We start from the raw sequence: 22,791 nt of genomic DNA on the forward strand, positions 1-22,791 counted from the left end.
AGAGACTTAACTCCCGGGGAAGCGTGGATCAGATCATGAAGGAAGTAAAGAAGCAGGGCGGTCTCAACGCCGAGATTCAATCGAGAATCGGCCACCAGCTGCGCGCCATGTACGACGATGTGGTGCGGCAGGGGGTGCCCGACCGCTTTGCGGAGCTGATCCGCAAACTCGACGGGCCCGAAGCGGCCGCGGCGGCCGTGGCCGGGGGCGATACCGACAAGAACAATGGAGGGGACTAATGCCTCTCACGAATGAACTTCGCGACGACATCCTGGCGTCGGTCCCGAGCCTGCGCGCGTTCGCGATCTCGCTGTCCGGTAATGGTGACCGCGCCGACGATCTGGTGCAGGAGACCCTGCTGCGGGCGATCGCCAACATCGACTCGTTCCAGCCCGGCTCCAACCTTCCCGCGTGGTTGTTCACCATCCTGCGCAACCTGTTTCGCTCCGACTACCGGAAGCGGCGGCGCGAGGTCGAGGACGCCGAGGGCAACTACGCCAAGACGCTGAAGAGCCAGCCGTCGCAGGCCGCGCATCTGGAGTTCGAGGAATTCCGCGCGGCGCTCGAAAAGCTGCCGCAGGACCAGCGCGAAGCGTTGATCCTGGTGGGTGCCTCCGGCTTCTCCTACGAGGATGCCGCGGCGATCTGCGGCTGTGCGGTCGGCACCATCAAGAGCCGCGTCAACCGCGCACGCTCGAAGCTCTCCGCGCTGCTCTACGTCGACAGCGCCGAAGACTTCGGCCCCGACAACACCGTGCGCGCCGTGATCGGCGGCAATGGCGGATAACCAGGCGCGAGCGCCACTGAATACAGAAGAGGCGGCCCACCGGTGGGCCGCCTCTTTGCTTTCGGAAGCGACAGGTCGCGTTCACGCGACCGGTCTACGTAGACCCCACATGATGCTTGGGCCTAGCCCGCCATCGCCTGCTTGACGGCGGCCGGCTTGAAGCCGTTCCTCAATTCGAGAATCTTGGCCGCGATTTCGGTCACCGGGACCGGATGACTTAACAGGAAGCCCTGGGCCTCGTTGCAGCCCTCGGCGCGCATATGGTCGAGCTGCTCGACGGTCTCGATGCCTTCGGCGATCGTGGTCATGCCAAGGCTCCTGCCAAGGCTGATGACGGCGCGCACGATCGATTTCGATCCATGCGTCGCGGTCGCATCGCGCACGAAGGATTTGTCGATCTTGAGCTTGTCGAACGGAAAACTGCGCAGATAGCTCAGCGACGAATAGCCGGTGCCGAAATCGTCGAGCGCGATGCGCACGCCCTGCGCTTTCAGCTTGTGCAGCGTTGCAAGCGTCTCGCTGCTGTTCGCAAGGAAGACGGATTCGGTGATCTCGAGCTCGATCCGGCGCGGCGACAATTTTGACGCCGCCAGCGCATTGACGACGACGTCGATGAAGTTCGGATCGCGAAACTGCACCGCGGAGACGTTGACCGCGAGCTTCATCTCGCTCGGCCAGGTGACGGCCTGTTCGCAGGCACGGTCGAGCACCCATTCGCCGAGTGGACCGATCAGGCCGATCTCCTCCGCGATCGGGATGAACTGGTCCGGCGGCACCAATCCGCGCTTCGGGTGATGCCAGCGCAGCAGCGCCTCGAAGCCGCAGATGCGGTCGAGATGGAGATCATAGAGCGGCTGGTAGAACAGCGAGAATTCGTCCTTGGCCATCGCCTCGCGAAGGTCGAGCTCGATCGCCCGCCGCCGCTGCAGGCTGGCGTCCATCGCGGGCTCGAAGAAGCGCCAGGTGCCCCGGCCCTCCATCTTGGCGCGATACAAGGCGACGTCGGCGTTCTTCAGGAGCTTCTCTCCGGTGGTGCCGTCGACCGGCGACATCGAGATGCCGACGCTGCATCCGACCACGACGCGATGTCCGTTCAGCTCATAGGGAGCGCCGACGCATTCCACGATGCGGCGAGCCAGACGTTCGGCCTCCTCTCCGGCCTGGACGCCGCACTGGATGACCGCGAACTCGTCGCCGCCCAAACGCGCGACGGTATCGACCTCGCGGACGCAGGCGTTGAGCCGGTCCGCGACTGCACACAGCAATTCGTCGCCGACCGGATGCCCGAGCGTATCGTTGACCTGCTTGAAATTGTCGAGATCGAGGCAGAACACCGCAAAGCCGGATCCGCGACCGACCTGAGCGACCGCGAGCTCGATCCGTTCCGCCAGCAACGTCCGGTTCGGCAGCCTGGTCAGGGCATCGTGGCGGGCCATGAACGCGATCTGCGACTCGGCCCGCTGCTGTTCCGTGACATCCTCGCAGGTGACGAGCCAGCCGCCGTCGGTTGTCGGCCGCTGCGCGATGGCGATGATCCGTCCGTCGCTGAGATGCTGCAGATAGTTGCCCTCGTGCTGGGCCATCGATCGCTCGCGTTCGGTCAGCAGGTCGGCGACGGTCCGCTCGCCATGATTGCCGGCGGCGACGCTGAGGCCGAGCACGTCCTCCATGGTCATTCCGGGAACGACGAGCTCCGGCGAGATATCGAAGATTTCGCAGAACCGGCGGTTGGCGACCTGCAGCCGCGCCTCGCTGTTGTAGAGGCACAGCCCTTGCGACATGTGGGTGAGTGCCGCATCGAGCCGCAGATTGGTCTCATGCAGCTCCGCCTTCTGCTGCTTCAGCGCGGAGATATCGCTGTAGACCAGGACGACGCCGCCCTCCTGCGTCTCGCTGCGGCTGACACGCAGCCAGCGTCCGTCCGAAAGCTGCGCCTCGCTGGCAAAACCATCGATGTCACCGTCGGCCGGCGCCAGGCTCGGGGCATCGAGCCGATCCGACTGCAGCAGCTGCGGCGAGAGGCGGATGAATTCGCTTGCCCGCGAGTTGGCCAGCGCGATCTGGCCGTCCGCGTCGAGCAGCACGACGCCTTCGCGCGACGTTTCGAGCGCATCGGACAGCCGCGCCTGCGCGGAGCGGCGTTGCGACACCTCCTGATCGACCATCCGCCTGATGTTGTCGCGCATCGTTTCCATCGCCGTCAGCAGCGTGCCCAGTTCGTCGGTGCCGCCCTTGGGAACGGTCGCGTCGAGGTCGCCGCCGGCGATGCTGCGCGCCGCCCGCGATGCAATGGCGACGGGGCCGATGATGCGGCGCGCCAGCAACCACGAGAACAGGGCCGACAGGAACAGCGCAACCGTCAGCCCGGCGACGTTGAGCTGCAGGTCCCGCTTGATGGTCGAAAGCGCCTTTTGCCGGAACAGAAAGCCGTCGCCAGCCGTATAGTTGACCAACAGCTCAACCTGCTGGCTGACGATCTTGGAGTAGCGATCGACGTCGCCGACCGTGGTGCTCGATGCGCGCGGATCGACCGCCGGATTTTCCTCCACGGACAATCCGATCGCGCGGCGATGCAGCGCCATCCAGGCGTCGGCGGCTTCCTGAACCTTTGCCGCGGCTTGCGCAGCCCGTGTGGACTGCGACCGGTCGGCTGCGATCGTCAAATCCTCCGAGAGCGTCTTCGCGAGCTTCTCGATCTGGCTGTCGAGGCTGGCACGAATCTCAAGATCGGTGGTCAACAGGCGCTGCGACGACGCGACCCGCATCGAGGCGAAGTCCGCACCGGCGGCGCGGGCATAATTGATCGACATCAGGGATTCGTCGAACGTCTTGGCCACCAGATCGCCGGCATGGCGGATGCCGAGGATGGAGTATCCGCCGAGCGCGACGGCAACGGCACTCATCGCGAGGCAGAAAATCAGGATCTGGGCGCGGATCGACCCCGTGGTCAGGGCAAGACGCGACAGGCGGCCGGTGGCGAACCGAATGGCTGCACCGGTCTTCGTCTTGAGGTTGCCTAATAGGCTATCCATACCCGCGTTTCGCCGTAGTGCTCGATGTTCAAGCTACGCAGAAACGCGCAGCGCTGCGGAAAAATGACTGTCTGCTCAAAATTGCCTTAGTAGTGACTGGAACTCATGCTGAAATCGTTAAGATCGGCTGGCGATAATCACCGTTACAGGTAATCCGGGGGGCGCCACTTGCACCCTGGGGGTGCCGATGTCGGGCGTTCGAGGTTCAAGCGGGGGTCTTATGCAGTCAGGCTTGTTGCGCGCTGTGCGCCTGGGCCGGTTCGGCCGCGTGCCATTTGCGGCGGCGATCGTCACCGGAGCGCTAGCGGGAGCGGCTTTGGGCGCAAGCCCTTATGTCATTTCGCAGAAAGATCGTGAATTCAAGCCTGCCGAGATCTCGATCAAGCGCGGCGAGGCTTTACGCTTCATTAACGATGACGGCGAGCTGCTGCATCACGCTTATTTGAGCAGCGATACGTTCAGTTTCGACTCGGGCGACCAGCAGCCGGGCAGCAAGTTCGACGTCACCTTCTCCGTGCCCGGCGACTACACCGTACTGTGCGGCATTCATCCGAAGATGAAGCTCGCCGTCCACGTCGCCAAATAGCCCATTCGAGACAACGACGATCTACAGGACCGACGTCTTGAAGATCGCGGCGTGGCCGAAATAGTAGACGAACAACGTCAGCGACAGCGCGGCACAGAGCGCGACCGGAGCAAGCCACGGGGCGCGACGATCGCGCGGCAGCACCTTGTTGTCGGCGATGATCGCAAACAGCACGGCGATGATCGCCGAGTGTCCGATCGTGTCGATCTTGCCGAACTCGAAGCAGGCGCCGATGAACATCCCCGTCAGCACGGCCGCAGCACAGCGCCGGATCAGCGGCGTCCAGATCAGGGCGAAGGCGAGCGTGAATTCCACCATGCCGGCGGCGCGCATGTAGAACTCATTGTCGAAGCCGAGGGTCATCGAGGCATGCTCGATCAGGAGCGGGAAGCTCCACTCCGGATAGGCCCATTTCTCGATCGAGGCCCACATCAGCGTCACCGCCGCGGCGTACCGCATCACGTCGATCGGCCGGATGCCGAACAGGTCCTTGTTCAGCCCGATAAGCGCGAAATAGGCGGCAACGCCGAGAAAAATCGGATAATCGGCGAGATGGAAGACGCCGTAGTCGCGGACACCGACCCCGAACAGGATCGCCATCCCCGCGGCCGACAATGGCAGCGTGCGCCGCGACAGCATGCCGGCGGCGATGCCGAGCTGCAACGCGCCCACGAAGGGTGACGTCGTCTTCAACTCGGGTGTCAGCAGGATCCCGCCCACAGCCCAGATCGAGATGAAGAAGAACGCCGCGACCGCGCGCATCATCACTTCGGTGTGCAGCCGCAGCGGCGCGGTGATGCGGTCCAGCACCCGGATCGTCGCATCCCCCAGCGACGTCGGCTCGATCACGCAACCCGCAAACAGCCAGAAGATGGCAATGCCGAGCAGCAGTTCAAAATCGAGGCAAAGGACGTTCTCGAGTCCCCGGGGCTGACCGGCAACATCGTAGGCGCAGAACCATTTGACATGTGCCTCGGCACTGCGCGCGGCTGTGACGCAAAACAAAACCGCTGCAAAGCACGTGGCGAAATAGGAGCGCACAGCCGAGCCGGCATTTCGCCCCTGCCCACTAAACATTGAACCAACCGCCCACACACACACTTAAGGACTTGTTTAACTTATATCAAATTTTAAGCTTTGCGCCTGCCCGTGACAGCCGCTGGTTGCATTGTGGTTAATTGTGGCAGGCAGGCCCCGGCTCGCCCCTCAGTGCCGTCTTTTCAGCCGATTCCATCGAATTTTAGCTAATTCCGGCACGGGGGCTCAATTCAACTGTCGTAGTGAAGCCCGGACAGATCGGATCGGGAGGCCGGTTACATGTTCGGAGCGTTGAGCGTCGTGAGTATCGGGGTGGGGTCGGCCCTCGCCTACCTGACAAAACCATCCGCAGAGCGCGCGGCGACGCTAGAGACCTGCGCCGGCGCGTTGCTGATCGTCGGGCTCGGCCTCCTGGGGGCCGCACTGCCGCACCTGGCCTGACAGCCCCGTTCTAAACCCTCTGCGGCGGTCAGCGCGGCAGTTTGGGGACCCCCGCCACCGGCGGCGCGGTAGCGGTCAGAGTTTGCAGGAAGGCGATCAGATCCTTCTTCTCGCCCGCGGTCAGAGACAACGGCTTGATGTCGGGCGACCGGCTCGGCCGCTCGATCCCGCCCTTGTTGTACAGCTCGATGACATCTTCCAGCGTTGCGACCGATCCGTCGTGCATGTAGGGCGCACGGCGCGCGACGTCGCGCAATGTCGGGGTCTTGAACGCGTATTTCAGCTTCGCCGACGTCGGGAAGAAACGGCCGCGCCCGATGTCATGGCCCTTGGCGGTGCCGATATCCTGAAACGATCCATCGGAGAAGGACGGGCCACTGTGGCAGGACGAACACCGTCCCTTGCCGTTGAAGAGCTCGAAGCCCTGCTTGGCCGATGCGCTGATCGCGCTCTCGTCGCCCTTGATCCAGCGGTCGAACGGGGCCTCGCCGGCAACGATGGAGCGCTCGAAGGTCGCCAGCGACTGCTCGATCCTCGGCCGCGTGATCGCGCCGTCTCCGAACGCGTGGGCGAACGCGTCGGCATAGCCTGGGATCGCCGAGAGCCGCGCGATCAATTCCGCCTCGGTCATGTTCAGGTTCATCGGACTGAGGATCGGCCCGAACGCAACGGATTCGAGATCCTTGAACTTGCCGTCCCACCCCAGCGGCTCGAAGAAGGCCACGTCGATCAGTGTCGGCGAGCGGATCGGCAGGCCCTTCGGATCCTCGCCGATGGCGCGCGGGAGGCCGTCGGCCCAGGACAGGCTCGGCTTGTGGCAGCTCGCGCAGGCGTGCGTCTTCGACCGCGACAGCAGCGGATCGAAGAACAGCATCTGGCCGAGCGCGGACTTCGCCTCGGAATAGGGATTGCTGCTCGGGAAGGGAACGACGTCCGGCCGGCGATAGCTGGCACGGATTGAGGCAGGGTCCTTCGGCGCCGTCGCCGGGGTCAAGGCAAGCGACAGCCCTACCGGCAAAACTGCCGCGAGCAAGGTCAGGCTGACCCAAAGCCTCATCGGGGTCCTCAGACGGTATCCTGCTCGGTTTATGCCCAAGCATGTTCAACGAAGTTTTAACGTTCGGTTGCGGGATATTACGGATGCCGGGCGTCGATCCCGGAACCTGCCAGCGTATTCCCATCAGCGTGAATACGATCAATCCGCGCAGCGATAGAGCCGCACAAACTGTGGCGGCCGCGCGCGGCTATTTCTTCGCCGGACGGACCGGCGCGGAAAACTGCTCGGTGCGGTCACGCTCGGTCATGTCGACCACGGTGTCCATCGGCGCGGTCAGCTCGTAGACATAGGAGACGTCGGTGAAGTAGCGCTTCGCGGTGCCGCCCAGCGCCTCGGGTGCGACACGGTCGAGCAGGATCAGGCCGAAATCACTGTCGGCCCGCCGCGTCGCCTGGCTGGTGTTGAACTCCTCCCAGCGGAAATGGAAGACCGCGTCGGCATCCTCGCCGGCCACTTCCCAATTGGCGACGATGTGCGGATGCTTGCCGACCAGCGACAGCCCTTCATCGGAGTGCGAGGCGAGCTCGAAGAACAGCAGCGACAGCGATTGCGCGGCGCGGGCGCTGACGGTGATATCAGGGCCGTTCACCGCGATCCGGTCGGCATGCGGAATCGCGCGCGATTCGAACAGGCCCTTCAGCTTGACGCCCTGCCACTGGCTCTCGCTCAGCAGCGTCACGACATTCGACATCGCGTGAATGCGCCCGATCAGGAGTTCGCGCGCGACATCGATATCGGCGCCATGCCGCAGCGTGCGGGTCACGATCGACTGGATCACCGCGAGGATGTTCTTGACCCGATGGTTGAGCTCGTCGATCACAGCAGTCAGCCGGCGCTCGAAGCCGATCCGGACCTCGATCTCGCGGCTGAGACGCAAATTGTTGTAGGCGACGTAGCCGAACAGGCCGCAGACGATGCCGGTCAGCGCGAGCCCGATTGCCGCGACGATGGTCGCGGTCTGCTGCGCCCGCACCGTCGCGTTGCTCTTGGCGTAATAGTCGAGCGACCAGTCACGGCCGCCGAACGTCACCGTGCGGACCATCGACGGCGACGGGCCGTCCTGGCGCACCGCGCGCGAGGTGACGATGCCCTGCTCGTTGGCAGTGAACTCGTCGTTGGAATCGCGCGGATCCTTCAGCGCCACCGCGAACAGCGAGGAATCGTCGTTGGTCAGCATCAGCGCCGACAATTCATACGAGAAGGTGATGAAGCCGGCCGGCTCGGAGGCACCCTCCTGGAACACCGGCGCGGCGAGTACGACGCCGACCGGGCCGTTCTGCCGCAGCAGCGGCACCGGGTCCGAGGCCACCGGCTTGGCATTGGCCATCGCCCGCGCCAGCATTGGGCCGACCACCGAGTGACGGTCGAAGGCGCGGCCGGGGATGCTCAGGGTCTCCGGATTACGCGGCTCGACGTCCATCAGTACGTTGATCGGCTTGTCGAGCGCCTTGAGGTCGAGCGCCTGGTCGTCGAAATCCCGGATGGTCGGATTGGTGAAGCCGTTGGCCTTCAGCTCGGCCTCCGCTGCGCTCAGCTCGTTCGGCTTGAGCCGCGCGATCCAGGCGGCGACGACGAAATCGGTCTTGAAGGCATAGATCGCTGAGCGCAGCGGCTGCAGCATGTTGGCCTTCACCATCGACGGCGTCCGGAACAGCCCCGAAGCCACCCGTGCCAGCAGCTCGCGCTCGGTCAGGCGGTCCTGCACCAGGCTGGCATGGACGTCGATCGCCCGCGCCAGCGCGATGCCGTCGATCGCAAGCTCCTGATCGTGCACCCGATAGGCGGCAAGACCGGAGAGCAGAACTCCGATCAACGCAATCAACGCAACGATGAAGCCCAGTCGAACCACACGCTTACTCGGCAATCAGGGGGTGGCGAAAGGGGACTGAAGGCATCTGGTTTCTGCGGGGGCGGCGACAAATCAGGAAGCGATGAACGCCAGCCGCAAAGCAATATGGAATGGCGATCATCGGTACGCAACAGGAGCCGGTCGGCAACATTAACGACGACGCCACCCGGCGGTCTTTGGCGGCGCCAAAGGTTGCTAATCGTCAAAGTTGGAATTTGTTCCGGCGATTGCGCAGCTTTTTTGCGACGGGGTGATCGAGATCGCGAAATCACTTTCGTCAGAGCTCGGGGCACACCCCTCTCCCCACCCTCCCCCGCAAGGGGGAGGGAGCCTGACCATCGTGCTCACCTTACTTCGTAATGCACGACGCAACTCCGCACACCGATGATCGAGCGTGAGGGAAGCACTGGCGACAGGGCTCCCTCCCCCTTGCGGGGGAGGGCCGGGGAGAGGGGTGCCGCTTGCTCAGCTGGAAAGAACAGTCCGGCCGTTCGCCACAATGATTAACGCGCTACCTTGCCTTGCCGGCCTTGCCGGTGCCCTGCGACCGAAGACCGCCCTTGGTCTCGATGAAGCTGATGATGCGGTCGAGGCCGTCGCTCTCCTTCAAATTGGTCATCACGAAGGGCCGCTCGCCGCGCATCCGCCTGGCATCGGTGTCCATCTTCTCAAGCGACGCACCGACATGAGGCGCGAGGTCGATCTTGTTGATCACCAGGAGGTCGGATCGCGTGATGCCCGGGCCGCCCTTGGAGGGGATCTTGTCGCCGGCGGCGACGTCGATGACGTAGATCGTGAGGTCAGCCAATTCCGGCGAGAAGGTCGCCGCCAGATTGTCGCCGCCGGACTCGATCAGGACCAGATCGAGGTCGGGGAATTTCGCGCGCATGTCGGCGACCGCGGCGAGGTTCATCGAGGCGTCCTCGCGGATCGCGGTGTGCGGGCAGCCGCCGGTCTCGACGCCCGCGATGCGGTCCGGCGTCAGCGAGCCGGAGCGCACCAGAAACTCGGCATCCCATTTGGTGTAGATGTCGTTGGTGATCGCCGCGATCTCGTAGCGCTCGCGCATCGACTTGCAGAGCAGGTCCATCAGCGCGGTCTTGCCGGAGCCGACCGGACCGCCGACACCGACGCGGAGTGGGCCGTGAGAAGTGGGCATGTGAACAGTGCCTCCGCTATCGTCGTCCCTGCGGAAGCAGGGACCCATAACCACCGAATAGAGTTGTTGCGACGCGCCGGGGCGACAGCCGTGCATAACCACGAAGGCCGGTGGTTATGGGTCCCGGCCTTCGCCGGGACGACAGCGGAGAGCGCCTCATGACCGGAACAGCCGCGTATACTGCGTCTCGTGACGCAGGCTGGCAAGGTCGGCCCGGAAGGTCGCGCTGCCGAGATCGTCGAGCGCGGCTGCATTGGCCCGCGCTGCGGTCGCGGCAACGACCGGCTCGAGATCGGCCAGCACGCGCTGGCTGTCGGTCTGCCCGAGCGGGATCAGCCGGCTGCCCGCGGAAATCCAGTTTGAGAGCACGGCGTGCAGGAAGGCATGCAGCGACGGCGCCAGCCGAACGCCGTGCGCAGCGCTGACGATGCCGACCGCGATTGGGTAGACAATCGGGCCGTCGCAGGCGGCGACCATCGCGTCGAGACCCGGCGAATTCCAGGCCGCCCGGGCGATCTCGATGAAGGCGCGTCCCTGGGTCGTGGTCTCGAGCTGCCGCTCGCGCGACGGCACGAAGGCGGCGGCAAGCTCGGCGGTCTCCTTCAGCCCGGCGTGGCCGGGCTCCGTCGCCGCGCGAAAACTCTGCGCGAGAAACACGGCGTCGCAAAATCCGCTGCCGTCGGTGAGCATCGCCGCGAGCCAATCCCGCAGCGTCGCGGCATCGGTGATGTCGCCGGCCTCGACCGCCCATTCGATGCCGCTGGAATAGGCGAACGCCCCCACCGGAAAGGACGGCGACAGCCACGTCATCAGCCGGTACAGCGCGGCCGCCTCGTCCTCCGCCATCCCGCCGCGCAGCGCGGCGGGATCGGGCTCATTTGTGGTCATGAGCATGGGAGTGGTCGTGATGATGATGGGCGTGCTCGCAATGCTCATCATGATGATGGTGATGATCGTGGTCATGCCCGTGATCATGGTGATGTCCATCACCGTGGTGGTGACCATGATCATGCGCGTGGGCATGATCGTGCCCGGTGTGACCATGCGCGTGCTCGTCGGCATGCGCATGCTCGGCATAGGCACCGCCCTCGGGATCGAACGGTGCTTCGATCTCGATGACCCGGGCGCCCAAGCCCTTCACCATCGCCTCGATCACGTGATCCCGGCGGATGCGCAGGCCCTTCGGCATGATCTGCGTCGGAAGATGGCGGTTGCCGAGATGCCAGGCGACCCGGATCAGGTGATGCGGATCGCTGCCGCGGATTTCCGCGAGCGGCTCCGGAGCTGCGACCACCTCGACGAGGCGGCCGTCCTCCAGCACCAGCGCATCGCCGCCGCGCAACGCGACGGCGTTTTCGAGGTCGAGCAGGAATTCGAGCCCGCGCGTCCCGGTCATCACCATGCGCCGCCGGTGCCGGTCGTCGAAATCGAGCACGACGGTGTCGGCTGCCGCTTCCTTGAAGCGATGCTGTCCCAGGACTTTGGTTGCGCGGATCATCGATGCCTCAGAGCTTCTGAACCTTGGCGTCGCTGATGATCTCGATCACCGTCGGCCCGGTCTTCATGTCGGCGGAATATTCGCGCCACACCTTCATGTGCGGTGCCTTGCTGTGCGCGGTCAGGTCGTCGCGGGTTTCCCAGCGCTCCACCACCACATAGAGATTGGGATCGTTGACGCTGACATGGCCCTCGTAGGAGAGGCAGCCCTTCTCCTTGTGGGTCTCGGCGATGCACGCCTTGTGTCCCTTGATGAAGTCGTCCTTGTTTTCCGGTTTCATCGGCGTGGTGGCGATGACATAGATCATGCTGTTTCTCCCATTCTTGTTTTTATTAGCGGACGTCGACCTTCTCGGGCGTGATCACCTCGATCTTCGGCGGCGCGGCCATGCACTTCACCGCGACCCGGCCGAACGTCTTCATGTGCTCGGCGGTGCGATGCGGCACCAGCGCCTCGGCGTCTTCCCACTGCTCGACGAACACCATCTTGCTGTGATCGGTGACGCTCTCATGCAGGTCGTAGGCGATGTTGCCGGGCTCCTTGCGGGTTTCCTTGATGCAGGCCGTCGCCGCGGAGATGAATTCGGCTCGGGTCTCGGGCTTGATGGTCAGCGTAGCAACGACGTAAATCACGGAAATTCCTCCCGGTTTTCTCTTTTGTCTCGAGCCTTGTTGTGGGCGCGTTTTCTTTCCGCAAGCCGGAAATCGGCTTCGTTCGAAAACGCTCTGGCTACCGGGAGCGGTTTTAGAACATAAAATAGCGCTGTGCCATGGGCAGCACCTCGGCCGGCGCGCAGGTCAGAAGCTCGCCGTCTGCGCGCACCTCATAGGTCTCCGGATCGACCTCGATCGCGGGCGTGGCATCATTATGGATCATGCTCTTCTTGGAGATCTTTCCGCGGGTGTTCTGCACCGCGTAGAGCTTTTTGCTGATCCCGAGCTTGCGGGCGAGGCCGCCGGTGACCGCGGCCTTCGAGGTGAACACCACCGAGGACGCGGTGAGCGACTTGCCGAAAGCGGCGAACATCGGCTGGTAATGCACCGGCTGCGGCGTCGGGATCGAGGCATTGGGATCGCCCATCGGCGCCGCCACGATCGAGCCGCCCTTGATGATGCAGTCCGGCTTGACGCCGAAGAATGCCGGCGACCACAGCACGAGGTCGGCGAGCTTGCCCTTCTCGACCGAGCCGATCAGCTTCGACACGCCATGCGCGATCGCGGGATTGATGGTGTATTTGGCGATGTAGCGCTTGACGCGGAAGTTGTCGTTGTCGTTGCCCTTGTCCTGCGGCAGGGAACCGCGCTGCTTCTTCATCTTGTCGGCGGTCTGCCAGGTGCGGATGATGACTTCGCCGAGCCGGCCCATGGCCTGCGAGTCCGACGACATCATCGAGAGCGCGCCGAGATCGTGCAGGATGTCCTCGGCGGCGATGGTCTCCTTGCGGATTCGGCTTTCGGCGAAGGCGAGGTCTTCGGCGATCGACGGATCGAGGTGATGGCACACCATCAGCATGTCCAAATGCTCGTCGATGGTGTTGCGGGTGAACGGCCTTGTCGGATTGGTCGACGATGGCAGCACGTTCTTCAGGCCGGCGATCTTGATGATGTCAGGCGCATGGCCGCCGCCGGCGCCTTCGGTGTGGAAGGCATGGATGGTGCGGCCCTTGAACGCCTTCACCGTGTCCTCGACGAAGCCGGATTCGTTCAGCGTGTCCGAATGCAGCATCACCTGGACGTCGTAATCGTCGGCGACCGACAGGCAGGTGTCGATCGCCGACGGCGTGGTGCCCCAGTCCTCGTGCAGCTTCAGCGCGCAGGCGCCGGCCTTGATCATCTCGACCAGCGCCGCCGGACGCGAGGCGTTGCCCTTGCCGGAAATGCCGAGATTGACCGGGAAGGCGTCGAACGACTGGATCATCCGCCCCATGTGCCATGGGCCCGGCGTGCAGGTGGTGGCGAAGGTGCCGTGCGACGGGCCGGTGCCGCCCCCTAACATCGAGGTGACGCCACTCATCAGCGCGTGCTCGATCTGCTGCGGGCAGATGAAATGGATGTGGCTGTCGAAACCGCCCGCGGTGAGGATCTTGCCCTCGCCTGCGATCACGTCGGTGCCGGGCCCGATGATGATGGTGACGTTGGGCTGGATGTCCGGATTGCCGGCCTTGCCGATCGCCGCGATCATGCCCTCCTTGATCGCGACGTCGGCCTTCACGATGCCCCAGTGATCGACGATCAGCGCGTTGGTGATGACAGTATCGGCCGCGCCCTGCGCGTTGGTCACCTGCGACTGCCCCATGCCGTCGCGAATCACCTTGCCGCCGCCGAACTTCACCTCCTCGCCATAGGTGGTGAGATCCTTCTCGACCTCGATGATCAGATCGGTGTCGGCGAGCCGCACCCTGTCGCCGGTGGTCGGGCCGAACATGTCGGCGTAGACGGAACGCTTGATCTTCACGGACATATCAGCCCCCAGTTTCAGCCAGCGCGGCCCTGGCGCGCGCAATGGTGTCATCGAAAATGCGGTCGAGCCGCGGATTGATGCCCCGGCAACCGGCAACGACCTTCTCGGCCCAGGCCGCATAGTCGGCGAGATCGTCGCACTCGTCCTTGCTCGGATGCGGCACGATCCGCGCGCCGATATTGCTGACCTTGTCGGCGGCCTTGATCAGCTTTGCGCCCGGCGATTTGTGCGGAGCGTGCTCGATCTGCTTTTGGCGTCGTTCGGCCTTCGGCAGACTCATGTCGTCGGTGCATTCGACAACGAGATCGGCAACCCGCGCGCTGAACTTCTCGGCGAGCTCCTCGCGCGTGGTTTCGGTGTCCTCGATTGTATCGTGAAGCCACCCGGCCGCCACCAGCTCGGCATCCGCGCCATCGGTCACCTGCGCCAGCAGGTTTGCGACCTCCGCGAGATGGTTGATGTAGGGCTCACTGCCCCGCCCCTTCCGCGCCATCCCGTTGTGACGGCGCGCAGCAAGCTCGGCAGCTTCGGAGACCATGCGGATCGCGGGAAGCATCGGCTAAGAGCCCCCTTCTTGACCACAACCGCAATTGGCTCGGGATCGGAAAACGACTTCGATCAGCGCCCGGGGCTTACCCCTCTCCCCCACCCTCCCCCGCAAGGGGGGAGGGAGCCTGAGGAGCGTGCTCACCTCACCTGGTATCGCAACGGCTCCTGCTTGCGTCACGACTGCACCTCGCCATCACTGTCGGATGTAAGGGAGTCGCCGGCGGACGGGTTCCCTCCCCCTTGCGGGGGAGGGTTAGGGAGAGGGGTACCGCTTGCTCCGCCGCTTCCGCGATACTCAGAACGACTCCTTCAAGATTTTTGGTCACATCGTCGTTGGTGAATCGAAGGACGAGATAACCGCGCGACTTCAGCCACGTATCCCGCCGCTGGTCATAACGGATCCGCTCCTCGAAATCGTGGCTCTCTCCGTCAATCTCGACGACGAGCTTGCAGGCGTGCGCGACAAAATCGGCGATGTAATTGCCAATCGGTGCCTGACGGCGGAAGTTGAGACCAGCCAGCCGATCAGCCTTCAGGTAACGCCACAGCAATGTCTCCGCGCGCGTCATCGTGCGGCGGAGCTGCTTGGCGCGATCGCGCTGGATGTCGCTCACTTGAGTGTGCGGCATACCCCTCTCCCCACCCTCCCCCGCCGCAAGTCGGGCTCGCCCGACTTGCGCAAATTTACGATGCGCAACCGGGGTACACCCCGGTTGCGTGGGGGAGGGAGCCCGGCCGCAGTGTTCACCTCACTGTGGATCATCGCCAGCGTTCTCATCGCATCACGCAAGGTCACAACTTCCCCTTCACCTCGGCGCGGAAGCCATAGATCACGCGCTTGCCGGCGAGCGCGACCAGTTGGACGTCGCGGGTCTGGCCGGGCTCGAAGCGGACGGCGGTGCCGGCGGCGATGTCGAGGCGCATGCCGCGGGCTTTCTTGCGGTCGAATTTCAGCGCCGGGTTGGTTTCGAAGAAATGGTAGTGCGAGCCGACCTGGATCGGGCGATCGCCGGTGTTAGCGACCGACAGCGTCACGGTCTTGCGGCCGGCATTGAGCTCGATCTCGCCGTCCTTGATGAAGAGTTCGCCGGGGATCATGTCGCGCTCCTATCGGATCGGCTCGTGCACGGTGACGAGCTTGGTGCCGTCGGGGAATGTCGCCTCGACCTGGATGTCATGGATCATCTCCGGGATACCAACCATCACCTGGTCTCGGGTCAGGACCTTGGCGCCGGCCTGCATCAGTTCGGCCACGGTGCGGCCGTCGCGCGCGCCCTCGACGATGAAATCGGTGATCAGCGCCACGGCTTCCGGATGGTTCAGCTTGACGCCGCGCTCGAGCCGGCGGCGCGCGACCATGGCCGCCATCGAAATCAGCAGCTTGTCCTTTTCACGGGGAGACAAATTCATGCGAGCACTCTGATCGTTCTGAAAGGATTAGTTGAGCCACAGCCGCGGCAGCGGGACGATGGAGGCGCGGCCGAGCACCGCCATCATGTCGGCGCGCAGCCGGGCCGCATCTTGGGCGCAGAAGCGCGCCATTGCAAAGCCATTCCAGGCCGAGATGCCGACTTCGCCGCCGAAGCCCTCCGACGCCTCGCGGATGCGCGCGATCAGCGCCTCGTCGCCCGGCACGATCAGCGCGGTACCGATCGCGCAGCCGCCGCCTGCGATCGCGCGCCTTGCCAGCTTCTCGCCGATCTCGCCGTCGAGGCGGATGGTCTCGGCGAACACCAGCCTGCCGCCACGCCGCATCCGCCAACGGTCGACGAACTCGCCATGGCGCATGGTCTCGCCCATCGCGGCGCGGCCGAACACCACGATCTCGCAGAGCAAAAGCGAGGCGCTATCGGCGAGGTCGATGTCGAAGCTCCTGACGATGCGCGCACGATCGAACAGGATGGTCTCCTGCGGCAGCCAGGAGAGATGCGCACCGTTCGCGATCTTGAGCGCGATGTCGAGCCGGGCTGCCGCGCCCGGCGCGCGGTAAACCTTCTCCGCCGCCGCCGTGGTCAGCGTCAGGCGGGCGCCCTCGCCGGCCGTGATCGCAATCTCGAAGCGGTCCCCACCGGCTATGCCGCCGGCGGTGTTGACGAACATCGCCGACAGGCCGTCGTCCTCGGGCGATGGGAAGCGGACACGCAGCGAGCCGGATTCATGGAGATCGCCGCGGCGGCTGACGCCGTCTTTCAGATGAACGCCGAACCGCACCGCGCCCTGGGCGCGGTTTGCCGCAAACGTCGCCGCTGCTGCGCCTGCGATCCCGCTCCGCATTCCCCCGACGCTCCCTTAACGCACGCCGCAAGGGCGGCGTCACATCCTGTTCACAGCGCCATCTGGCGGCTGATCTCGGCGGGATCGAGGCTTGCGCGGTCGCAGGCATATTTCACCGCGCCCCGGTCCATCACGGCAAAACTGTCGCCGAGTTCGCAGGCAAAGTCGAGATATTGTTCGACCAGCACGATCGCGATGTTGCCGAGGTTGCGCAGATAGGAGATGGCGCGGCCGATATCCTTGATGATCGAGGGCTGGATGCCCTCGGTCGGCTCGTCGAGCAGCAGGAGCTTTGGCCGCATCACCAGCGCGCGGCCGATCGCGAGCTGCTGTTGTTGGCCGCCGGAGAGGTCGCCACCGCGGCGGCCGAGCATCGTCTCCAGCACCGGGAAGAGCGAAAAGACATCATTGGGGATGTTGCGGTCTTCGCGCTTCAGCGGCCCGAAGCCGGTCTTGAGGTTTTCTTCCACCGTCAGCAGCGGAAATATCTCGCGGCCCTGCGGCACGAAGCCGATGCCGCGCCGCGCCCGCTCATACGGCTTCAGCGCGGTGATATCCTTGCCGTCGAAATTGATCGAGCCGGATGCAATCGGATACTGGCCGACCATGGCGCGCAGCAGCGAGGTCTTGCCGACGCCGTTGCGGCCGAGCACGCAGGTGACCTTGCCCGGCTCGGCGGTCAGCGAGACGCCGCGCAGCGCCTGCGCCGCGCCGTAGTACAGGTTGATGTTGTCGACCTTCAGCATCGCTAGCGCCCCAGATACACTTCGACCACCCGCTCGTTCGACGACACCTGGTCGATCGAACCTTCGGCGAGCACCGAGCCCTCGTGCAGGCAGGTCACCTTGACGCCAAGTTCGCGCACGAAAGTCATGTCGTGCTCGACCACCATGATGGTGTGGTTGCGGTTGATCTCCTTCAGCAGCTCCGCCGTCAGATGCGTCTCGACATCGGTCATGCCGGCGACCGGCTCATCGACCAGCAGAACCTTCGGATCCTGCGCCAGCAGCATGCCGATCTCCAGCCATTGCTTCTGGCCGTGCGACAGGCTGCCGGCGAGGCTGTTGCGCGCGTCGGTCAGGCGGATGGTCTCGAGCACCTTGTCGATGCGTTCGGACTCGGCCTTGCTGCCGCGCCAGAACAACGTGCCGCGCACGGAATGGTCGACATTGAGCGCGAGCAGGAGGTTGTCCTGCACGCTCTGGCTCTCAAACACCGTCGGCTTCTGGAATTTGCGGCCGATGCCGAGCTCGGCGATGCGGGTCTCGTCGAGCCGGGTCAGGTCGACGGTGCCGTCGAACAGTACGGTGCCCTCATCCGGCTTGGTCTTGCCGGTGATGATGTCCATCATCGTGGTCTTGCCGGCGCCGTTCGGGCCGATGATGGCGCGCATCTCGCCCGGCGCGAGCGTCAGCGACAAATTGTTGATGGCGTGAAACCCGTCGAACGAGACGTGCACGCCGTCGAGATAGAGCATGGCCGAAGTGGCGCGGGTATCCATGACGTTCATCTGCCTACTCCGCCAGGTTCGGTGCGCCGACGCCGTCTTCGCGCGCGGCGCTCTCAGCGTCGGGAGAGCCGTTCTTTCCCTTTGACGTCTCCCACCAGCTGTTGAAGGTGCCGACGATGCCCTTCGGCAGCAGCAGCGTGACCAGGATGAACAGCGCGCCCAGCATGAACAGCCAGTACGGCGCGAGCGGCCCCGAGGTGAAGAACGTCTTGGCGTAGTTGACGACGACGGCGCCGAGCGCGGCACCGACCAGGGTGCCGCGGCCGCCGACCGCGACCCAGATCACCGCCTCGATCGAATTGCCCGGCGCGAACTCGCTCGGATTGATGATGCCGACCTGCGGCACGTAAAGCGCGCCAGCGACGCCGGCCATGCAGGCCGACAGCGTGAACACGAACAGCTTGTAGGATTCGACACGATAGCCGAGGAAGCGCGTGCGGCTTTCGGCGTCGCGCACCGCGATCAGCACCTTGCCGAGCTTCGAGGTCACCACCGCGCGGCAAATCAGAAAGGCGATCACGAGCGCAAGGCAGCTCAGCAGGAACAGCACGCAGCGCGTGCCCTCGGCCTGCACATTGAAGCCGAGGATATCCTTGAAGTCGGTCAGGCCGTTATTGCCGCCGAAGCCGAAATCATTGCGGAAGAAGCCGAGCAGCAGCGCATAGGTCATCGCCTGCGTGATGATCGACAAATAGACGCCGGTGACCCGCGAGCGGAAGGCGAGCCAGCCGAAGCAGAAGGCGAGCAGGCCCGGCACCAAGAGCACCATCAGCGCCGCGAAGGCGAACTTGTCGAAGCCGTACCAGTACCAGGGCAGCTTGTCCCAGTTCAGGAACACCATGAAGTCGGGCAGGATCGGATTGCCGTAGACGCCGCGGCTGCCGATCTGCCGCATCAAATACATGCCCATGGCATAGCCGCCGAGCGCGAAGAACGCGCCATGACCGAGCGAGAGGATGCCGCAATAGCCCCAGATCAGGTCGATCGAGAGCGCGAGGATGGCGTAGCAGACATATTTGCCCCACAGCGCCACCAGATAGGTCGGCACCTGGAACATCGAGCCCTGCGGCAGCAGCAGGTTCGACAGCGGGATCAGCACGCCGACCGCGGCGACAATCAGCACGAACGCGGTCGCGGCGCGGTCGAGCGAACGGGTGAGGATGTGCGGCGTCATGCTTCCACCGCTCGGCCCTTGAGCGCGAACAGACCGCGCGGCCGTTTCTGGATGAACAGGATGATCAAGACCAGGATCGCGATCTTGCCGAGCACCGCACCTGCCACCGGCTCGAGGAACTTGTTGGCGATGCCGAGCGTGAAGGCGCCGACCAGCGTACCCCAGAGATTGCCGACGCCGCCGAACACCACGACCATGAAACTGTCGATGATGTAGCTCTGGCCGAGATTCGGGCTGACATTGTCGATCTGCGACAATGCCACGCCGGCAATGCCGGCGATCCCCGAGCCGAGGCCGAAGGTCAGCGCATCGACGCGCGAGGTGGCGATGCCCATCGAGGCCGCCATGCGGCGGTTCTGCGTCACCGCCCGCATCTCGAGGCCGAGCGCGGTGTAGCGCAGCATCGCGAGCAGGATCGCGAACACCGCGAGCGTGAAGCAAAGGATCCAGAGCCGGTTATAGGTAATGGTGATCTGGCCGAGCTCGAACGCGCCGCTCATCCAGGAGGGGTTGCCGACCTCGCGGTTGGTCGGGCCGAATGCGGTGCGCACGGCCTGCTGCAGCACCAGCGACAGGCCCCAGGTCGCGAGCAGCGTCTCCAGCGGGCGGCCGTACAGGAAGCGGATGATGGTGCGCTCGATCAGGACGCCGATGAAGCCTGCGACCAGGAAGGCGAGCGGCACGGCGATCAGCAGCGAATAATCGAACAGCGCGGGATAGCGGGTGCGGATCACCTCCTGCACCACGAAAGTGGTGTAGGCCCCGAGCATCACCATCTCGCCATGCGCCATGTTGATGACGCCCATGACGCCGAAGGTGATGGCCAAGCCGATCGCGGCGAGCAGCAGCACCGAGCCGAGCGACAGGCCGTACCAGGCATTCTGCACCATCGACCACATCGCAAGATTGCTCTGGATCGAGGACACCGCGCTCGCGGCCGCCTTGGCGACCAGCGGCTGCTGGTCGCCAAGCCCGGTGAGCAGCGCCAGCGCCTCCTGGTCGCCGCGCGCCTTGACCACGGCGACGGCGTCGAGCTTGTCGCTGTCGGATGCGTCCGACTTGAACAGGACGATAGCGGCGCGCGCCTCGGCGAAGGCCTGCTTGATCGACTTGACGCTCTCCTTGGCGAGCGCGCCCTCCACCGTCGGCAGCAAATTCTCTTCGTGGCTCTTGAACACCGATTGCGCCGCGGCGAGCCGCTTGGCCGGATCCGGCGACAGCAGCGTCAAGCCGCCGAGCGCTGCCTCCACGGTGCGGCGCAGGCGGTTGTTGAGCCGGACGGCCGCGGCGTTGTCGGGCAATTTGTCGACGGCAGCGCCGGTGGTGGCGTCGACGATCTTGCCGTCGGCCTGGGTGATGAAGACCTTCTTGCTGTCGGGATCGGCCGACAGCCGGCCGTCCTGCAGCGCGCTGATGATGGGCGACGCCAGCGCATTGCCCGATGCGGCGACCTCGCCGATCGCAGCCTCGGTGTCGGAGAACTCGTCATTGGCGAATTTGGCGACCGAATCCTCGAACGGGCCAGCCAGCGCCGGCACAGCAAGGCAGCTCAGCAGCAGGATCGAAAGACAAAGCGCACGAAAGCGATCAATACAATTGGCAAACACGTCAGTACCCCGGCAGGAGTGGGAGGAGAAGGCGGCGATCGATGCCGCCTTCTCCGGTGTTGGAAGGTTTTGTTGTGTCGTTAGGTCAGCAGCGCCCGATTACGAGCCCTGGCCGCCGCACTTGTTGGTCTTGGTGTTGTAATTGCCGCACTTCTTGCCGACCCAATCGCCGATCAGGTCCTTGGAGCCTTCGAGCTCCTTCGACCAGGCATCGCCGGCCACCAGGCCCGGGGTCTTCCAGACCACATCGAACTGGCCATTGCCCTTGATCTCGCCGATGAACACCGGCTTGGTGATGTGGTGGTTCGGCAGCATCTTCGAGGTGCCGCCGGTCAGGTTCGGCGCCTCGATGCCCGGGAGAGCGTCGATCACCTTGTCCGGATCAGTCGACTTCACCTTCTCGACCGCCTTCACCCACATGTTGAAGCCGATGTAGTGCGCTTCCATCGGATCGTTGGTCACGCGCTTCGGGTTCTTGGTGTAGGCCTGCCACTCCTTGATGAACTTCTCGTTCGCCGGGGTCTTGATCGACTCGAAGTAGTTCCAGGCGGCGAGATGGCCGAGCAGCGGCTTGGTGTCGATGCCGGCGAGTTCTTCTTCGCCGACCGAGAACGCGACAACAGGGATATCGGTCGCCTTGATGCCCTGGTTGCCGAGCTCCTTGTAGAACGGAACGTTGGCGTCGCCGTTGATGGTGGAGACCACCGCGGTCTTCTTGCCGGCCGAGCCGAACTTCTTGATGTCGGCCACGATGGTCTGCCAGTCGGAGTGACCGAACGGCGTGTAGTTGATCATGATGTCGTCCTGGGCGACGCCCTTCGACTTCAGATAGGCTTCCAGGATCTTGTTGGTGGTGCGCGGATAGACGTAGTCGGTGCCGGCCAGCACCCAACGCTTCACCTTCTCTTCCTTCATCAGATAGTCGACGGCGGGGATCGCCTGCTGGTTCGGCGCCGCGCCGGTGTAGAACACGTTGCGCTCGGACTCCTCGCCCTCATACTGCACCGGATAGAACAGGATGTTGTTCAGCTCCTTGAACACCGGCAGCACGGACTTGCGCGACACCGAGGTCCAGCAGCCGAACACGACCGCAACCTTGTCCTTGGTGATCAGCTCGCGGGCCTTTTCGGCGAACAGCGGCCAGTTCGATGCGGGGTCGACCACGACGGGCTCGAGCTTCTTGCCAAGCACGCCGCCCTTCTTGTTCTGCTCGTCGATCAGGAAAAGGATCGTGTCCTTCAGCGTGGTTTCGCTGATGGCCATGGTGCCCGACAGCGAGTGCAGAATGCCAACCTTGATGGTGTCGTCGGCCGCTTGCGCGGGCGCGAGGGGCGAGGACGCAGCCAGGCCCAAAACCAGGCCGGCCGTCGCCGCGAGTGCGCGGCGGCGGGTCATCGTCGCTATTCCGTGAGTAAGCTGAGTAAGCATGAAATGTCGTCTCCCTGACGCAGGCGTGAACGCTTGCGAACGGCCGCTTGGCCGCCTGCGGTTAAGGGAATCGCAAGAACTGTGCCACGGTGCGTGGGCACCGTAAGTCGATGAACCAACTGGATAATTTCACGAGTTCCGGACAAATACGGGGAATGACTGCTCAAACATTGAGCCGCTGATTTGACTGCCGAAAGAGCAATCAGGTTATTTTATAGGCAAAATTGCCTTATTGGCTAAATTTCCGGCACCGATTTGTGACAGTTTGCGCGATGGTTCGGCGAACTTCGCGCACCAATCCCGGCGATATCATCTTGAAACCGCCCAGTTCCTGGTCCATAT

Annotated in this window: 24 protein-coding genes; 4 read left to right on the plus strand and 20 right to left on the minus strand. The window is 64.2% G+C overall.

Annotated features, from left to right (window positions below; translation table 11 throughout):
• The first annotated feature begins 35 nt into the window (after nucleotides 1–35).
• On the plus strand, nucleotides 36–239 hold the full coding sequence (locus AC628_RS10975) for a NepR family anti-sigma factor (protein WP_018269610.1): 204 nt from the start codon (nucleotides 36–38) through the stop codon (nucleotides 237–239).
• Nucleotides 239–787 (plus strand): sigma-70 family RNA polymerase sigma factor, encoded by a 549-nt coding sequence (locus AC628_RS10980; protein WP_016847265.1) that lies wholly within the window; start codon nucleotides 239–241, stop codon nucleotides 785–787. Before AC628_RS10975 ends, AC628_RS10980 begins: the two co-directional genes overlap by 1 nt.
• Nucleotides 788–909: 122 nt before the next feature.
• Here the strand turns inward: AC628_RS10980 and AC628_RS10985 are convergent, their stop codons facing one another.
• Nucleotides 910–3,819 (minus strand): EAL domain-containing protein, encoded by a 2,910-nt coding sequence (locus AC628_RS10985; RefSeq protein WP_074126858.1) that lies wholly within the window; start codon nucleotides 3,817–3,819, stop codon nucleotides 910–912.
• Between the two features lie 220 nt (nucleotides 3,820–4,039).
• Here AC628_RS10985 and AC628_RS10990 point away from each other — a divergent pair, with 220 nt between their 5' ends.
• Nucleotides 4,040–4,405: a methylamine utilization protein gene (locus AC628_RS10990; protein ID WP_083632775.1), complete on the plus strand. Its 366-nt coding sequence runs from the start codon at nucleotides 4,040–4,042 to the stop codon at nucleotides 4,403–4,405.
• 21 nt (nucleotides 4,406–4,426) lie between these two features.
• On the opposite strand, the gene AC628_RS10995 is transcribed toward AC628_RS10990, so the two are convergent.
• Nucleotides 4,427–5,410 (minus strand): hypothetical protein, encoded by a 984-nt coding sequence (locus tag AC628_RS10995; protein WP_074126906.1) that lies wholly within the window; start codon nucleotides 5,408–5,410, stop codon nucleotides 4,427–4,429.
• A gap of 312 nt (nucleotides 5,411–5,722) precedes the next feature.
• Between AC628_RS10995 and AC628_RS43915 the strand changes: the two genes are divergently transcribed.
• The gene (locus AC628_RS43915) at nucleotides 5,723–5,884 is read left to right on the plus strand and encodes a hypothetical protein (RefSeq protein WP_168193350.1); all 162 of its coding nucleotides are present in this window, start codon (nucleotides 5,723–5,725) and stop codon (nucleotides 5,882–5,884) included.
• Between the two features lie 28 nt (nucleotides 5,885–5,912).
• Here AC628_RS43915 and AC628_RS11000 read toward each other — a convergent pair whose 3' ends face one another.
• The 18 genes from AC628_RS11000 to urtA form a co-directional block, all read right to left on the minus strand.
• On the minus strand, nucleotides 5,913–6,941 hold the full coding sequence (locus AC628_RS11000; RefSeq protein WP_074126859.1) for a cytochrome-c peroxidase: 1,029 nt from the start codon (nucleotides 6,939–6,941) through the stop codon (nucleotides 5,913–5,915).
• A gap of 187 nt (nucleotides 6,942–7,128) precedes the next feature.
• Nucleotides 7,129–8,790: a CHASE domain-containing protein gene (locus AC628_RS11005; protein WP_074126860.1), complete on the minus strand. Its 1,662-nt coding sequence runs from the start codon at nucleotides 8,788–8,790 to the stop codon at nucleotides 7,129–7,131.
• Between the two features lie 511 nt (nucleotides 8,791–9,301).
• Nucleotides 9,302–9,949, minus strand: a complete 648-nt coding sequence (gene ureG, locus AC628_RS11010; RefSeq protein WP_074126861.1) for an urease accessory protein UreG — start codon at nucleotides 9,947–9,949, stop codon at nucleotides 9,302–9,304.
• Nucleotides 9,950–10,105: 156 nt separating this feature from the next.
• A complete protein-coding gene (locus tag AC628_RS11015) occupies nucleotides 10,106–10,843 on the minus strand; it encodes an urease accessory protein UreF (protein WP_074126862.1) in 738 nt (245 codons plus the stop codon).
• Nucleotides 10,824–11,447, minus strand: coding sequence for an urease accessory protein UreE (locus AC628_RS11020; protein ID WP_074126863.1), 624 nt, complete (start codon nucleotides 11,445–11,447; stop codon nucleotides 10,824–10,826). The genes AC628_RS11015 and AC628_RS11020 overlap by 20 nt, the downstream gene beginning before the upstream one ends.
• A 7-nt stretch (nucleotides 11,448–11,454) precedes the next feature.
• Nucleotides 11,455–11,754, minus strand: coding sequence for a putative quinol monooxygenase (locus AC628_RS11025; RefSeq protein WP_074126864.1), 300 nt, complete (start codon nucleotides 11,752–11,754; stop codon nucleotides 11,455–11,457).
• A gap of 25 nt (nucleotides 11,755–11,779) precedes the next feature.
• Nucleotides 11,780–12,079 (minus strand): putative quinol monooxygenase, encoded by a 300-nt coding sequence (locus AC628_RS11030; RefSeq protein ID WP_074126865.1) that lies wholly within the window; start codon nucleotides 12,077–12,079, stop codon nucleotides 11,780–11,782.
• A 112-nt stretch (nucleotides 12,080–12,191) separates the two neighbouring features.
• Entirely contained in the window at nucleotides 12,192–13,907 is a 1,716-nt protein-coding gene (gene ureC, locus AC628_RS11035; RefSeq protein WP_074126866.1) for an urease subunit alpha, read from the minus strand.
• Nucleotide 13,908: 1 nt separating this feature from the next.
• Nucleotides 13,909–14,463 (minus strand): HD domain-containing protein, encoded by a 555-nt coding sequence (locus AC628_RS11040; RefSeq protein ID WP_074126867.1) that lies wholly within the window; start codon nucleotides 14,461–14,463, stop codon nucleotides 13,909–13,911.
• 136 nt (nucleotides 14,464–14,599) lie between these two features.
• A complete protein-coding gene (locus AC628_RS11045; RefSeq protein WP_074126868.1) occupies nucleotides 14,600–15,085 on the minus strand; it encodes an endonuclease domain-containing protein in 486 nt (161 codons plus the stop codon).
• 163 nt (nucleotides 15,086–15,248) lie between these two features.
• Entirely contained in the window at nucleotides 15,249–15,554 is a 306-nt protein-coding gene (locus AC628_RS11050) for an urease subunit beta (protein WP_028334688.1), read from the minus strand.
• A gap of 9 nt (nucleotides 15,555–15,563) precedes the next feature.
• Nucleotides 15,564–15,866: an urease subunit gamma gene (locus tag AC628_RS11055; protein WP_074126869.1), complete on the minus strand. Its 303-nt coding sequence runs from the start codon at nucleotides 15,864–15,866 to the stop codon at nucleotides 15,564–15,566.
• 27 nt (nucleotides 15,867–15,893) lie between these two features.
• Nucleotides 15,894–16,730 (minus strand): urease accessory protein UreD, encoded by an 837-nt coding sequence (locus AC628_RS11060; protein WP_074126870.1) that lies wholly within the window; start codon nucleotides 16,728–16,730, stop codon nucleotides 15,894–15,896.
• Between the two features lie 50 nt (nucleotides 16,731–16,780).
• A complete protein-coding gene (urtE, locus tag AC628_RS11065) occupies nucleotides 16,781–17,476 on the minus strand; it encodes an urea ABC transporter ATP-binding subunit UrtE (RefSeq protein ID WP_074126871.1) in 696 nt (231 codons plus the stop codon).
• Nucleotides 17,477–17,478: 2 nt separating this feature from the next.
• The gene (gene urtD, locus AC628_RS11070; protein ID WP_074126872.1) at nucleotides 17,479–18,240 is read right to left on the minus strand and encodes an urea ABC transporter ATP-binding protein UrtD; all 762 of its coding nucleotides are present in this window, start codon (nucleotides 18,238–18,240) and stop codon (nucleotides 17,479–17,481) included.
• Nucleotides 18,241–18,244: 4 nt separating this feature from the next.
• Nucleotides 18,245–19,414, minus strand: coding sequence for an urea ABC transporter permease subunit UrtC (gene urtC, locus AC628_RS11075; RefSeq protein ID WP_074126873.1), 1,170 nt, complete (start codon nucleotides 19,412–19,414; stop codon nucleotides 18,245–18,247).
• Nucleotides 19,411–21,006 (minus strand): urea ABC transporter permease subunit UrtB, encoded by a 1,596-nt coding sequence (gene urtB / locus AC628_RS11080; protein WP_143201551.1) that lies wholly within the window; start codon nucleotides 21,004–21,006, stop codon nucleotides 19,411–19,413. Before urtB ends, urtC begins: the two co-directional genes overlap by 4 nt.
• Nucleotides 21,007–21,120: 114 nt before the next feature.
• Nucleotides 21,121–22,449: an urea ABC transporter substrate-binding protein gene (urtA, locus tag AC628_RS11085; protein ID WP_074126875.1), complete on the minus strand. Its 1,329-nt coding sequence runs from the start codon at nucleotides 22,447–22,449 to the stop codon at nucleotides 21,121–21,123.
• Between the last annotated feature and the right edge of the window lie 342 nt (nucleotides 22,450–22,791).

This window comes from Bradyrhizobium sp. NAS96.2, assembly GCF_001908235.1.
GTDB lineage: Bacteria > Pseudomonadota > Alphaproteobacteria > Rhizobiales > Xanthobacteraceae > Bradyrhizobium.